General features: G+C 37.0%; 12 protein-coding genes and 2 pseudogenes. 2 read left to right on the top strand and 12 right to left on the bottom strand.

Translation table 11 applies throughout. The features are described 5' to 3' along the window. Positions 1-3: 3 nt before the first annotated feature. The gene (locus H70357_RS07585) at positions 4-402 is read left to right on the top strand and encodes a hypothetical protein (protein ID WP_038587500.1); all 399 of its coding nucleotides are present in this window, start codon (positions 4-6) and stop codon (positions 400-402) included. Between the two features lie 305 nt (positions 403-707). Here H70357_RS07585 and sigK (H70357_RS07580) read toward each other — a convergent pair whose 3' ends face one another. The 12 genes and pseudogenes from sigK (H70357_RS07580) to H70357_RS07525 form a co-directional block, all read right to left on the bottom strand. Then, positions 708-1,238 carry an RNA polymerase sporulation sigma factor SigK gene (gene sigK / locus H70357_RS07580; protein WP_081965720.1) on the bottom strand — a complete coding sequence of 177 codons (531 nt, stop codon included), beginning with the start codon at positions 1,236-1,238 and terminating at the stop codon, positions 708-710. Positions 1,239-1,838: 600 nt separating this feature from the next. Next, positions 1,839-2,411, bottom strand: coding sequence for a hypothetical protein (locus H70357_RS07575; RefSeq protein ID WP_038587497.1), 573 nt, complete (start codon positions 2,409-2,411; stop codon positions 1,839-1,841). 501 nt (positions 2,412-2,912) lie between these two features. Next, complete coding sequence (locus tag H70357_RS07570) at positions 2,913-6,032, bottom strand: DEAD/DEAH box helicase (protein WP_038587495.1); 3,120 nt, start codon at positions 6,030-6,032, stop codon at positions 2,913-2,915. Beyond that, positions 6,022-6,840, bottom strand: coding sequence for a Hachiman antiphage defense system protein HamA (locus tag H70357_RS07565; RefSeq protein ID WP_038587492.1), 819 nt, complete (start codon positions 6,838-6,840; stop codon positions 6,022-6,024). The genes H70357_RS07570 and H70357_RS07565 overlap by 11 nt, the downstream gene beginning before the upstream one ends. A gap of 897 nt (positions 6,841-7,737) precedes the next feature. After that, a complete protein-coding gene (locus tag H70357_RS07560; RefSeq protein ID WP_197073658.1) occupies positions 7,738-8,160 on the bottom strand; it encodes a hypothetical protein in 423 nt (140 codons plus the stop codon). Between the two features lie 280 nt (positions 8,161-8,440). After that, a pseudogene (sigK, locus tag H70357_RS07555) lies at positions 8,441-8,944 on the bottom strand (RNA polymerase sporulation sigma factor SigK); the annotation flags it as partial. Between the two features lie 304 nt (positions 8,945-9,248). Beyond that, positions 9,249-9,896, bottom strand: coding sequence for a DUF6037 family protein (locus H70357_RS07550; RefSeq protein WP_038587489.1), 648 nt, complete (start codon positions 9,894-9,896; stop codon positions 9,249-9,251). Between the two features lie 127 nt (positions 9,897-10,023). After that, complete coding sequence (locus tag H70357_RS07545; protein WP_052091883.1) at positions 10,024-10,299, bottom strand: hypothetical protein; 276 nt, start codon at positions 10,297-10,299, stop codon at positions 10,024-10,026. Between the two features lie 29 nt (positions 10,300-10,328). Beyond that, positions 10,329-11,498: an ATP-binding protein gene (locus tag H70357_RS07540; RefSeq protein ID WP_038587486.1), complete on the bottom strand. Its 1,170-nt coding sequence runs from the start codon at positions 11,496-11,498 to the stop codon at positions 10,329-10,331. Between the two features lie 9 nt (positions 11,499-11,507). Further along, positions 11,508-12,248 carry a hypothetical protein gene (locus tag H70357_RS07535; RefSeq protein WP_038587484.1) on the bottom strand — a complete coding sequence of 247 codons (741 nt, stop codon included), beginning with the start codon at positions 12,246-12,248 and terminating at the stop codon, positions 11,508-11,510. 39 nt (positions 12,249-12,287) lie between these two features. After that, positions 12,288-13,946 carry a restriction endonuclease gene (locus H70357_RS07530; RefSeq protein ID WP_052091881.1) on the bottom strand — a complete coding sequence of 553 codons (1,659 nt, stop codon included), beginning with the start codon at positions 13,944-13,946 and terminating at the stop codon, positions 12,288-12,290. Positions 13,947-14,108: 162 nt separating this feature from the next. After that, a pseudogene (locus H70357_RS07525) lies at positions 14,109-14,378 on the bottom strand (sigma factor-like helix-turn-helix DNA-binding protein); the annotation flags it as partial. 129 nt (positions 14,379-14,507) lie between these two features. Here H70357_RS07525 and H70357_RS07520 point away from each other — a divergent pair. After that, positions 14,508-14,864, top strand: a complete 357-nt coding sequence (locus tag H70357_RS07520) for a hypothetical protein (RefSeq protein ID WP_038587481.1) — start codon at positions 14,508-14,510, stop codon at positions 14,862-14,864. Positions 14,865-14,884: the final 20 nt, after the last annotated feature.

Here is a 14,884-nt window from a genome sequence, read left to right as displayed (position 1 = left end):
GCAATGAGTGAAATAATAACACGTCAGGTTAAGGAGTCCGACACAAAAAATGCAGGTTACAGTATTGTCCGAGCAAACCATGCTGATATGGAACGTCTGGGATGCAGCAACGGTGACATTGTTCAACTGGAAGGCAAACGCAAGGCCCTCGCTCGAGTAATGGCAGAACAGAAGAATAGCGAACAAGGCTTTGTTCAAATTGATAACGTTGTAAGGGAAAATGCCGGCATTACTACAGGCGACCAGGTAAATATCTGCAAAGCGGTTTATATTCATGTTCTGAAGGTTACCGTTATGCCTCATGCCAGCACAAAAAGGCTGCTTCAAACGCAGCCTCATCAAAAAAAATACCTATCAAGAAATCGAGCGGTTGAATGCAGCGATGAAACAAACATCGGATAAACGACTCTACGAGTTAATACAAAAATTTTCCGAACTACATCCTCCGTCAAAAAGAACTGTTTTTTATAATGACTTATTTGTTTCTGATATGAACCCTGATATATCTCATTTTTTTCGCAAAAATGCAGCAGTTGAATATGTAGATCATATACTTCTTTGTATGTCATCTTAATGTTCCCTATTAGTTTTCTCTAATTAATTCCTCAGAAGCAATCTGAATCTAAGTAAAAAAGCAACTCATCCGCAGACAAGTCGCTTTCTTTACGCTGTATTGTTAACAGCTACTACTTTGAATCATTTTAAGCTTAGCGCTTCGCCTTATAAAACTCATGATAAAGCTTCATGAGTGCCCTTTTCTCTATTCTTGAAACGTAGCTGCGGCTTATTCCAAGGTCCTTAGCAATCTCCCGCTGCGTCCGTTCTTCACCGCCTGTGTCGAGGCCAAAACGTCCGACAACTACTTCCTTCTCCCTCTCGTCCAAAATGTCGAGGTTGCGGTATATTTTGCTCTTTTCAATCTTCAGATCAACTTCTTTAATCACGTCGTCGGCTTCCGAGCCGAGGATATCGATCAGCGTGATCTCATTACCCTCTTTATCCGTACCTATAGGATCGTGCAGAGACACGTCCTTGCGGGTCTTTTTAAGCGATCTCAAATGCATCAGAATTTCATTTTCTATACACCGGGCAGCAAATGTAGCAAGTTTGGTTCCTTTGTTGGGTCTGTAGCTTTCAATGGCTTTGATTAATCCGATCGTGCCAATGGAGATCAGGTCCTCCATGTCCTCGCCGGTGTTATCGAACTTTTTGAGGTTGTGGACACGATGCGATGTCATTTATCCAGCTAAAATTGCAAGCAATAAGTGCATATTGCGGAACTCTGAGCCAATGGCGTTCAATTTGAGCAATAATACCCGAAATGTGAATCAATCGTTATTCAACATGGCGATTTGTTATTGCCTGATTGCTTCGAAGAGCTTTGTCTTTAATAAGTAATCAAAGTTCGATATACGACTTGATCCGAACCATGTCGAGTGAACCATTAAATATTGAAACTCAACCGCTTTGAATCTGCCCGACGACAAGTTATGTAAATTAAATATTCAGTGGCGTGTCTCGTTCCTTCCCATGATCGGGTCGCCTTCTGCATTGAACCTCGAATACCAGACTTCGATCCATTCTTCAAATGTTTGCGGCTTGACTTTGTTCAGCTTCTAGATGAATTCTTCCGAAAGCTCGGCACAGTACTGGTGCTTATGCAACTCTCTAACGCAGAGGGCGGTCGAAAGCAGATGCTGATGCTCTTAAACAAAATCACATAATGTTCTCAATGCATTCGCATTAAAAAGCGCGGCGCCAATTAGAAAATGTACTCTTTGATTGTGAATTCCAATTGCTTCAACTTTCTTCGTGGAGAAGATTTTAATTTGATTTCTCTAGCATCCAAAACCAACTTTACCTCTATGGCAGATAAATATATCTGAGAAGAAATCACCAAGTGATAGTCTTTTATCCACTGTAACATTTTTCACTCGATAGCCAGATTCGATTACATCTGTCGATTTTACTATGTATACACCAGTAAAATCATATACCGCTACGTAGGATTCATCTGAAATTTGACCCATATCATTTATTTGCTTGATTAACCTCTTATAGTCGGAGCTTTCCGGCAGCTTCGCTTGAACTAAGACACTCTTTACTTTTTCTAAGTGTTCAGTACCACTCCAAACATCATATTTACGTAAGGAAATAGCGAAATCCGCGCTGACCATAGGTTCCATTGTTCGCTTCGGAAATTCTCTTGCTGTCACTTCATAATTAAATCTTCCACTATTGTCCTTGTGTTTCTCAAAAGCTTGCAAACATAGTATCTTTATTGCCTTCAACAAATCTATTGTAATATTTTCCTCGCCACTTAGATCAACCAATGCAATGTCCTTTAATGTGCTTTGCTCAGCAGCTTTAACTGCACCAACTAATATTTCTCTCATTCGTTCTGGTATCATGTTCGACCCTCATATATTAGTTAATAATTCCTGTACTTTATAATGACATCCATGGTTTTTATCCTCTGAACACCTAAACTGCACTCTTATATTTCTACAAATTCTTCCTAAAACCTTCAAGTATACTGACTTTATCCCTTTAGAAAGAGACACTGCATAATCGCTGTCTACTACCGCCTTTGCCACTCCCCTTCGATAATCTTCCCCCTCATCCATCTGCCACATTTACATCCTGATATTCTGGCAGTATTAGACTTTGCTTTGATTTTCAAGCTCTTCCAGTCCAGGATGCCTTATATTTGATTTCTGTTCGTCAGACCGAGGGATTGCCTCTAGCTTCCTGCAAATTCCGCCTCACGGCAGATACCATTCCCTTTGGCAGTTCCTACTGCCAAACCTCTTATATTTAATACATTTCATTATGACCAGATTGAACCTGAAAAGTTTATTTATTCTAATAAAATTCAGTTAAAAATCAATTGACACATCGTTAGAGCAGCATCAATCGACTTTAGCTAAAAATTGTTGTAACTTTATTTGAAAATAGGTTGGATATAATTCTAAAAGATTTGATAGTCTCTCTCTATATTCCTTTAACTGTAGAATAGTAGCCCTTCTAGAGCTTCTAGCTCCCCCCAAAATATCAGTTATTTGCTGTGCGATAACCCTGTCTGTAAATCCAAGTTCATAAATAGTCACTGCTTTTAAAGATGGTAACCCATATTTTAATATTTTCTGGAATGTCTCAATGAGCTCAATAAGTTGACTTACCCTCTTATCTTCATCATTGTGTACTAGTGGTATTAATTCAATAACTGCGGCTAATATCATTGTGCCTTCATAAGATAATGAATTATCACAAATTTCAACTATATCCTCCATCTTAAAATTTCGTGGTCTTTTACCGTTAATCATTACACCTGCATTCCTTACTTCCTCTAGCATATTTTTATAAGGTTCTCCTGCAATCCACATTAAAGTGATATTTTCCAAGAACTCAGGGGAGCTACATTTTTTAAATGTATTGTTTTCAATATTTTCATATAATAAAGGCCATAAGAAATTTAAAAGCTCAGTAACATTTCCACAATATAACAAACCCGTTACATTTATTTGTAGCCATTCTTGCATATCATATGTCTTTCTTAAACTGAACATTGTTCTTCCATATATCCTTTTACTTTCGAGACTGCCAACTATTAAATGTATGTGTCTCGCAATTTCAGTGAATAATTGGGTGAGCTGAATTTTTTGACTAATGTCTCCTAAAAAGTAAGCTAAGGTTTGCGTTGATAATTCGACAAACTGATCAACTTCGTAATCCTCGGAATCCCAGTTCGTCATTATAAAACTTTCCACTGAAGATATAATTGAAAATTTGTTTGACACCTGGCTTTCGATTGAGCTCAATGAAAACCCATCAGTTGCTATATTGCGTTTCCATTCATCTAGTTCACTTGGCGAGCTGTAGTATATTTGGACGAGTTCCGATGTATTAAACACAAGCCTAGACTCTTTCATATCACTCTCAATCGGGTCAAACAATGAAAACAATGTGCTTATGCAAGGCTCTGAATTTAAAGGATTTAGAGCCTCAGTAGCTTGTGACCAACGCCATCTATCCTTTTTACTTCTCCTTTTATCATATACAGTTGGATCTGCAAAAATTATACTTCCCTCTGTATACATACCCGACCGACCTGCACGACCTATAAGATTATGGAAATCTCTAATCTTTATTTTTTGATTTCCTTGATAAAGACTAGTTATAAGCAAGTACCTCACAGGTATATTAACACCTTGAGCCAAGGTAGATGTGCAAATCACAAATTTAATCATTGTTTCCTTAAGTGCAAATTCTGTGGCTAGGCGAATTCCTTGTGGAATGTTACCATGATGAATAAATACTCCGAGATTTGCACATTTCGTTTCTATTGCCTCGGAACCCATATTATGTTCTATAAGATTGGAAAGTCTAATAACCTCATTTTCATCAGACAAACTCTTGGGACTAATTAATGGAATGCCCCTTCTAAAAATGTCAGTAAGCTTTTCTCCCACTTTAGCAGCAGTTGCTTTCCTTCCGACAAAAATAGCAACAGTCCCATTATTCACTAGTTTTAAAGCAAGAAATAGCGCAATACTTTGGCTATCTTCTTTATTTGGAAATATCCTTGGACTTCTCTCTCTTCCTATTAGATTTAACTGTATTGGCTCAATTATCCTAGGCACAAAAAACTCGCCTACTTCTGGATTATGGTTAGATACAAACTCTAACCTCCCAAGTTGGTGGATCCAACTAGCAAAAGCAAAGGTACGAAAAGTCGGAGTTAAGTGTGACCCGTCAACATTAATCGAATTTTCACCTATTAACCACTCACCAATAATATCCGCATTACTTATTACCGCCGAAATTAAAACCATTTGAGTTTCTATTGATATCATGTGCTTAAGTGAGGTAAGTAATAGTTCGTAGGTAATGCCTCTTGAGCCATTATCGAACTGATGTCCTTCATCATAAATTATTAAACCAATATCTTCTGATATATCGGGATTATGTCTTAATATGTACAGTAATTTCTCTGGAGTTACAATTAAAATTTGTTTTACATTTAATGATGTATCTAAACTAAAATCAATTAGGGGAACATCCGTCAATTCATTTACAAGAATATTATTTTCATCAATAAATGCATTATGTAAATCACTATTTATTTCTTGACAAAGTGCACGAAATGGGGCAACTATAACTGCAAGTGAAGTTCGATTAGTTATAAAGGCTGCCCTAATAATAATTTCAATTGATTTTGTTTTCCCGGCACTAGTGGGCATTTGAACCACACCGGATTTACCAATAAAAAAACCATTCAAACCAAGTAAGTGTTGGGCAGGCCACAGTTCCTTAATAAAGGACTCTTTTTGAATTGCACTTCTCCAAGTATCAAGAGATAAATTAGTATACAAAGGTAAAGAGGACCAGCTTGAATTTTCAACTTTCTTCCTCACTATTGAAAAAATAATATCTGCTATTAATAGTTCTCTGGAGGTTCCATTTAAGTAAATGCTCTCTCGAAGTTCTTGACAATACCTCTCTACATCAAGTGTATTTCGTCCATTATGCCAAAATAGAACGAAAGCTTCGCTTATTAAAAAAATAATTGCAGAGTACATACCTTCAATCTGCAATGGTTCAGCATACTCCCCCATAAGCAACCATATCAGTAAGTTTTCTAAACCAAACGCTCCCAAATCTGGAGAATCTGTGATCTTATACGCTAAAACTTTGGAACTACCAGGTAAGTCACATAAATAATACGATGCAGAACCAAGTAGTAATAGATAAGGTTTTAAAGTTAAATCAAGTCGAGATTGTAAGTATGAATCAAAAAAATAGGCGGCAAAGTGTAAATCCTCTTTTAAAGCGGATTCTTGTTCTAAAGTAATATCTCTCCTATTTAATCTGGCAGTATACTCACCAAGCAATCCAATAGTTAAAGAGAACAATCTTGCTGGATCTTTGGGTAATTCTATGTGATGCTCTTCGAGTACCCCATATTCAAACATTTTTGCTTTAGAACGTGTTGCTCCTAATAATAATTCCGAATTTTTACTAGGCCTCATCTGCAGCCCTCCTGTACAACTCAGTAACAAGCGGCATAAGATCTTCACCCTTAATAACCATTAACATTAGGTCAACAGAATTTGGATGATTGTTCGTTATAGTTGCCCGAAGTAGATTACTCTCGTAATAATTTGAGCTTAAAATGGCAACAGCACCGTACAATTCTTTATATGGGTGATCTTCAATATTCTGAAATCTCTGAATGCGCAAAGCTTCTCCCACAATGCCTTTATCTAAAAATCTTTGTTTAATAGCATTTAATGACTCAGCACGTCTTGCATGGTCTTTAGCTGAGCCGTCAACAGCGTCCTGTAACCTTGGATTTGGTTCTCTTCCTGAAAATTGGGTTTTCGCCTCGAATATAGCCAATGTATCCTCCAGGGATTCACCATTATTATGAATAAACTTAAAGCCAAGAACGTCACTACCTTTAGTCGACTCATTTCTTACCGCTTTATTGCTATATCTAGTTCTAGGAACCCAATAATTTAAAATATACTCAAGATAATCTGCAGATAATATTTCTCCAAAGTCACCCGCTCTAATACTAGGTCCAGGAGCATTACGAGAACTTGGAAATTTAATATCGACAAGATAATTTTTCCGATCTAGTCCTGTCCCACCCCTAAGAAAATCAATTTCATTGTCAAGACAATAATGATTCCTGAAATGTTTTGCCCATTCTGATAATATAGTTTCATCAGGTTGGTGGAGAAATTCCAAAACAGTAATAGTCTTACCTTCGTTCGTTGTTAAACTTAATCCAGTATCTTGTAGCCAGTTTAAATGGACATTAGTAAAAACCATATAATCTCATCCTTCTAATCACATTAAGGTATATAATCATTATAATAATTAGGTACTTCTGTAAATTCTTTAAACAGCATATAAACCCCTTCTTAAATATACTCAAATTTTATACCGGCCATGTTATTGTATTTTTGCTAAAGTGCGAGGCATAGATTTTTTATTCTCAACAAATAATGTATAATCGCAAAACATTCATCTGTATATATCTGCATAATCGAACTGAAGCCACTAGTCCTGACTTGCAAAGTGGAGCGGTACATATGTGTCGCCTGTAGACGTTAAATACGGGGCTGACGATAAAGTTACTGCTGAGACAGGTTTTACTACCATCTTCTAAGCCCTGTTTGGTTCTTTAGTACATCTCTCAACTTCACATGTAAGACTATATGGTTGGTGGGTGTGAGTTGGTAGGTACTTGGGGTTCGATGGCTTGATTCTGCGCTATATCGTCTGGGAAAGATACAAACTAGACTATTCTTTGCCCAAGCCCTATACCCCTTACACCAAAAGTAATAAAGCAATAGTAATTCTTATATTTTAATGTTCACGATAATAATGGCCGTTGGTCTTATTTATATAATTTTCTTTCTCTAAGAACGACTTTTGAAGTAAACATTAGCTCAACAATTAAAAAGTAGACGAAACCTTCAAGGAATCTTCTTGATAGCAGTGTGTAAAAAGTACGACAAATAATTTTCTCACTTAGAGTCACAGATTACTACTTCGCCTTATAAAACTCATGCCAAGGCTGATTGGTATGACCCCACGATCGCTCGAGAAGACGAATTGTTCGGAATAAGAAATCACAAAAAAAACGCGGACCAAAAAAAATATTGAAGCGTAATAGTTACAAATATGTAGTTAGGCCTTCTTTAAGATAATTAAATTTTTTAATTAATATAATTTTGGAGGACAGCCTTTATTCTGAACCACAGAGCGAACATGTCCCTCCCATTTCCCTATAACTTGTGTCCATTCTAATGTATCAAAATAATTAATTTGCTTATCAAGATTGAATTCCGGCATATACAATCCCGTTACACCTTGCTCAAGAATACCTTCAGCAATTACTCCATCTTCTCTAAAAATTAAGATTGGTAATCCAATTTGAAATGCCATCGCAGGTTCAATGTGGGAGTATGGGCTTGTCATCCAATTGTTTGAAATATCATAACTATCTTGTCCTATATCACCATTGGGTTTTCCAATCCCCTTCTCAATAAAAGCCCTTCTAAATGCTATAGTAATTATACCGTTTGATTCTAACATTAATCTTCGAATGGCAGTAAGTGGAGCATCCATGTCGTAATCAGTCACACCTAAAGTCCTAGGCGAAAATCCTCTACCTCTCAAATAACGTTTAATTGCTCTACAAATTCTTGCTGCCTTTTTACATATGGTTTTGGATAGCTCAGAAAAACTGAAATACTCATCGTGTCCCCCTCCAGATTACGCAATAAAAGACTTGTATTATCCAAATTATAACATCAAATTTCAAATGTTTTACATAGGAATCCTACTTTTCACATAATCTTTGGAACTACATGTCCAAATTTCGACAACAAAAAGAGTCTGTCAAAAGACAGACCCGATAATCTCAGCGCTTCGCCTTATAAAACTCATGATACAGCTTCATTAACGCACGCTTCTCAATTCGTGATACGTAACTGCGGCTAATCCCCAGATCCTTGGCAATCTCCCGTTGCGTCCGCTCCTCCCCGCCGGTGTCCAGGCCGAAGCGGCCGACGACGACCTCTTTCTCGCGTTCATCGAGAATGTCGAGATTGCGATATATCTTGCTCTTCTCAATCTTCAGATCCACTTCCTTAATCACATCGTCCGTCTCCGAGCCGAGGATATCAATGAGAGTGATCTCGTTCCCCTCTTTGTCTGTCCCAATTGGATCGTGGAGAGACACGTCTTTGAGGGTCTTTTTCAGCGAGCGGAGGTCCATCAGGATTTCGTTTTCAATACATCGGGCCGCGGACGTGGTAAGCTTCGATCCCTTGTTCGGGCGGTAGCTCTCAATCTCCTTGATCAGTCCGATGGTACCGATGGAGATCAGGTCCTCCATGTCTTCGCCTGTATTGTCGAATTTTTTTCATCGCATATTATGATTTAGTGCAAAAGCAATTAAGGAGAAATGTTACTCAATTTAACGGTTCTTACCCTCATTATCCTATTGTGTCCTATCCACATGTATTCTTTAATTTCGGATGGGGATGGTCTGTAAATACAATTATGTATCTCTTCAGTAATTGGCCGTGGGATTTACCATCATTACCAATACCATGATTTTTAGTACCTTCGTCTACGGCTCAGACACCGATTAAAGTGAAGTTATTTCCTCCGAGAAAGGATGTGGCATAGTGGGACGAAATTAGTATTTGCATTTTAACTGTGACTCAATACTTGACTTTTTGTTTTTTAACCCAATTTGCTAATATTATTTCATCGGTATTTTCATCATTTTTATTTTCCGAATAACAAAAACTTATATTTTTTTCATTTTTTAATTTTGTATACAAAATTCTCCGCAAGATTCTAGTCTTATTATCATTGTAAAAACTTCTTTGAGCTAACGTTCCGTCCGATTTGTATCCATTCCTTCTAACTTGATAACAATACAATTTATTAGGATTTTCCGAGTCACTTTTACTCAAATAAGCAACAATTACTCTCAATTGGTCATCACTCTTATCCTCAACCACTTCTATGGGAATGAACCTCGAAAAATATTCCTTAAATTGTCGAAGTATATCTCCCAGATTTTCATTATATTCTATTTTAAAATACTCTCTCAATGTTTTTGTATCAATAAACAGTGCATTAGAGTTTGCTTCTACTTGCAAACTACTATTTAAATCAGACTGTCTTAAGAATTCTAATTTTACAAGTGCGTATTTTTCTTTCTTTTTTTCATTTCCCACAAACAACTTTACTAATACGATAAAATCTTCATTGTTATAGCTAAATATAAACGAGTCAATTACCCAACCTCTATCTTCCATATCCTTTTTTAATAACTTTAAATTTTCAAAAATGTTAGCCATAGTCCCTCCTATGAGCGCTGTTCATTTTTATTAACTGTACATCCAAAACTACAGGCCACTTTCTCCTCCAGAAGAGGCTTAATAGAATCATTATTTGTTGAGCTTAATGATTATTCTTTAACTTCTGTTATCTTAATCCAGAAGTTAATTTGTATAGGCTTTGTTCAGCTGCTGCTTTCCAGTGTTCTTTTTCTTTCACTTGACCGGAAGCATTCTCCGCATATGCCAGAAATTCATTAAACACAATCCTTAGATATGGAGTTAGATTTAAACTAACTTCTAGTGATCTTATTTCGCTGAGAAACGGTTTAGCATCTGCTTTATTTGATGCTAAAATAGCCGCTTCAAAGAGCGTTTCGACTTTAGTTATAATCTCAATAATGCTCTCATTATAATTTTCCATTTGTTTCATTACACCTCAATTTATTGATTTTATTTAAATGTACACTGACGAAAATTAATGAGCATTTGATTTAATACTTTCCCTGTTTTCAAACGAATTACAACTTGCTCTTCTTGTCGCTTGGTGTTAGCCTCAATCCATGACCACTTTCCATCTAAGGCAGCCAACTTGTTCAAGAAGTCTTCTTTGTTCAGATGTACATATTCAAGAAACGCATCCTTCTCTAGTGAGTCTTCAAACAACAGAACGACTTCGAAGAATCTTCTTCGAGCAATGCTTGCTTCATGTTGTTCTTCATTGTATAAGAATTCGTTTAATTTATACAAAGGACTATTTTTCATAAAATATTTAAAGGCATAATCAGTACGGAAACCGTAATTTCCGAAATAAAGAAACTCCCAATCAGGTGTAGGGGTAATGTACCTTCCACTATCTAATACCACTACCTGTCTACCATACAGTTGAGTACCATAATATTTAACACTCAACATTTGATACATTGTCGATGGATTACTGACTGCATATGCATAAAATTCAGGTAGTAGTTCACGATCCTCATCGTCATATTCCAAAACAATAGTACACTCAGGTTTTATAACATTGAAATAAGTATCTTCGTTTCTTTCCCATTCGTTCTTGTTTTTGAGACGTTCTATAATCTGCTCAAATGGAGAACGTGTTAGCAAAAATCGCTTTTTCCAAAGGTACTCTACATTATTAATATCTGCGCTTTTATCTATGTCTGTATTAGTATCGCCCACTCGAGTGTAGATGTGGTTGGTTCTGACCTTCCTACCATTATCGGAAAAGTCCTCAGTCAAGAAACATGGTGTATCAGTACTATTTTTGATGATTAAAATATCAATCTTATGGCCAGCCAACATTAATGTCCTTAACTCAACTCTAGGCCTAATTCCGGAGATAAATCTTTTTGATTTTAAGAAGTCTATCATCTGCTGTTGATTTCTTCGATTATCATCATTCTCAATGCCCACTACCTCAAAGGTTACATCAGAGATCCCAAAAATAATGTAAGCATCCCTATCAACCCGATTATTTGCCATACAAATAATATCGTGTAGCAGGTTGGCTTTGTTCAAATGGTGTTTCACTTTAAAATCCCAGTAATCATCTTCACGTTCAGTCAAAATCAGTGCCTTCACTTCATCTTCTAAATCATAAGTTCGCAGTTTAATCATCTTCTCCCCTTATCCTTTCAACGTAGCCACTCGCTCAAAGTGAATATACGTCTGTTTTGTTATATCAAACAAATAAACACTCGACGGATTTTCTACGTTTTCAATGCTCTCCGACAATACCATTTGGGTTGGTGAAAGTGAGTAAAGCACATAAAGATACCTTTTATCAATATCTTCTGGAGTTGGCGAAATGACATAATTCCACTGATGTCGGGTAAAGTCTATCAAGTAAAAATAAGATTTCAAAATAAGGAATGCGTATAAACAGAACTGTCCTATACAGACTAGAATCTTGACCACATACTCTGTTCTCTCCAAACCAGTTATGTTCATTGTGTCATAAAATGATACTGCAAATACGACCATGTTACACATGAAGACGGTAAAGGTTAATCGGTTAGCCTTAGTTTCTGATAATGTAAATTTTTTGACTGAACATTTTCCTTTCATCCATTTAATGCTGCATAAGATTCCTAAAATCATAATCCCCAATAAGAATAACACTATGAAGATTGCGGCTACGACAATGGTGTATTTCATTTTTACAAATGAAGCATAAACTGCCGTTAGCAATGAACCGTAAGCTAAAAAAAGAACTCCAAGTACCACATATAAAATAATTCTTTGTTGTGTTTTCTGATGCTTCAAATAAAACAAATTATCAAAACTCGAAGATGTTAATGCTTTTATCACCAAGTTTATAAGTATCGGGATAGTACCACTGAGCACAATTTTCAATATGATATCCATTAATACACCTTTCCTAATACGGATTCCTCATAGAGCACTTCACAACTGTATCTTCGCATGAATCCCCTGCTCCTCTAACATATGCAAAAGCACCCGGCCATCGATTAATTCAATGGGCTTGTCCTTGGCGAAACTTCTGGCATCGGGTCCATACGTTGATGTGGTAACCAAAATCCCCTTGGATGCATTCTCGTTCATCATGGTACCATATAAATCCCTAACTGCAGCTACCTCTACAGTATTCTTATATCTTTTCGCCTGAATTACGTATTTCCCACCAAATACCGGACGCGGATCAAAAGCAATGACATCAACTCCACCGTCTCGGCTAGAACGTGTCAGTTTGGATTCAAGACCTATTTTCGAAAACAAGTTACAAACCAGATGTTCAAAATCAAAAGGGTCCATCTCCAAAAGATTGGTTCGTGCATCAAGCGTAGATATCATATCTCTTTCATTTACAAATCGTTTATCGTACATGACAAGATCAACAATTGGCTTAACTGGAGTGAGTTCAGTTACTGAAGGGGAGAGCTGGGCTTTAAGGCCTTTTACACAGGCAAGGATATCCACCCTAGCAAGATCAAATTTAGTGAACTCGTCTTTCTTGGTCTGAATAGTTAAAATACAAGGCCGGATATCGAGCCCTGTACTTAAGTCCACTGTAAATACCACTCCATTAAATACAACAGAATCCAAATGGTTGCCATGGTCAGCTTCAAAAAGCTCATGAAGTGTACGGAGTGCTATTGAAGCCACAAGTATAGAGTAGATTTCATTTAATTCCTTAGGTTTAAACGGAACGCCTTTGATCTCATCTCGGCTCTGTGTATATTTATATTCTTTATTCTTCGGTACAGCCGTTACATTCGGTAATTCATACTCTATTAATAATTCTTTGCTTTCTTCCAAATAAAACAAATTAAAGGTTTGCGGAAAGATATCACTGTAGTTAGAACGTTCCAAAATCAATGTGTTATAAGCTTCAATGGCCTCTTTGTCTTTATCGAAATAGCTACTCTTAAAATCATCAATGAAACTATTATGAGAAGCTATTTCCTCAAGATATAAACGCTTTGCTTCATCATATTCAGCTCTTGCAGAGTTGAGGAATGTTTCATTTTCCTTAATCAGTTCGTTTTTTCTCATTTCTGCAGACTCATAATTACGAAGGGCATAGTTGTATGTATTCTCCGCTGCTTCAATAGATCTGAGACGCGCTTTTTTCCCGAGGCCGGTGATTTTCTCTATTAAAGGGGCTTCCATAGTCACTCCTGCAAAAAAGCTTTCTCGCTCTGGTATCGAATTAGCTGGAAGTCGCTTAACGTGGGGTTCAACGTACGCAGGATATTCATCCTTCTTATAAAGTGATTCGAATGAGATCTTGTCATCCACACCGAGCGTTTCACTTATAATTGTTTTAAATTCATTTAGCCGGTAAAGAATTTCTTCATTATAATCATTCGTTTCTTCTTTTCGTCCTTCTATGTATAGTACCTTTTGTTCTTTTTCATATGCCTTTTGTTCGCGTATTGACTGCCTAATAGCACGCTCATTCTCACGTTCATATTGCCGCTGCAATCTTAAATGTCTTTCCTGCTCACGAATAGCGGCATTTCTGGATCTTTCAGCTGCACGTTGCGCTTTCGCAGTTTCTTTAATCATTTTATTAACAGTACTTCCAAAACTCCGAGCCACCTTAACCCCTCCAAATTACCTTTTATAGAATCACATTTATCCAAATTATAACATCATATTTCAAATGTTTTACATGGGAATCCTGCTTTTTACATAATTCTTTTGAACTACATGTTTAAATTTCGACAAAAAAGAGTCTGTCAAAAGACAGAACCGATAGTCTCACCGCTTCGCCTTATAAAACTCATGATACGGCTTCATGGCGCCCTCTTCTCTATTCTCGAAACATAACTCCTCGAGATCCTTCGCGATACCCCGCTGCGTCCGCTCTTCCCCGCCAGTGTCCAGGCCGAACCGCCCGACAACAACTTCCTTCTCCCTCTCGTTCAGAATGTCGAGGTTGCGGTAGATCTTGCTCTTCTCGATCTTGAGATTAACCTCTTTAATAATGTCGTCTGTCTCAGATCCAAGAATATCAATCAGGGGGATTTGGCACATCAGCCCTGGTACCGTTACATGAGCACTGAAAAACAACTGTACTACACACCATTTTATAGTATTATCAGGATATAAATTCCAATATACCGATGTAGCTGAGACCATATTAAGGAGGTGTAACATATGGCTAAGTATTCGGATGATGAGATCAGAAATATGCCCAAAATTACAATTAAAATTGCTGCGGACTATTTGGGAATATCTCCAAATATGCTGACACTCGGCATGCGCAACGATTTGTTGCCTATTGGCTTTGCAATCAATAATGAAGAGCAATACAGAGAGAGCTGGTCTTATTCCATCGTACCGGAGCGACTTATTGCCTATAATCACGGAAAGATCAATGCAATTCAGGTTGAAAATATTGAGAAAAATCTAAATACGATTATTAATCAATTCGAAGAAATGAAACGGGATTTGGTTTTTCTATTAAGCGAAAACGAGGGATTGGGGGGATCAAACAATTCGACGCAATCTTAGTACCAAATAAAATTCATGAA

Source organism: Paenibacillus sp. FSL H7-0357, assembly GCF_000758525.1.
GTDB lineage: Bacteria > Bacillota > Bacilli > Paenibacillales > Paenibacillaceae > Paenibacillus_AQ.
This window is presented reverse-complemented; position numbering and strand designations above follow the sequence as displayed.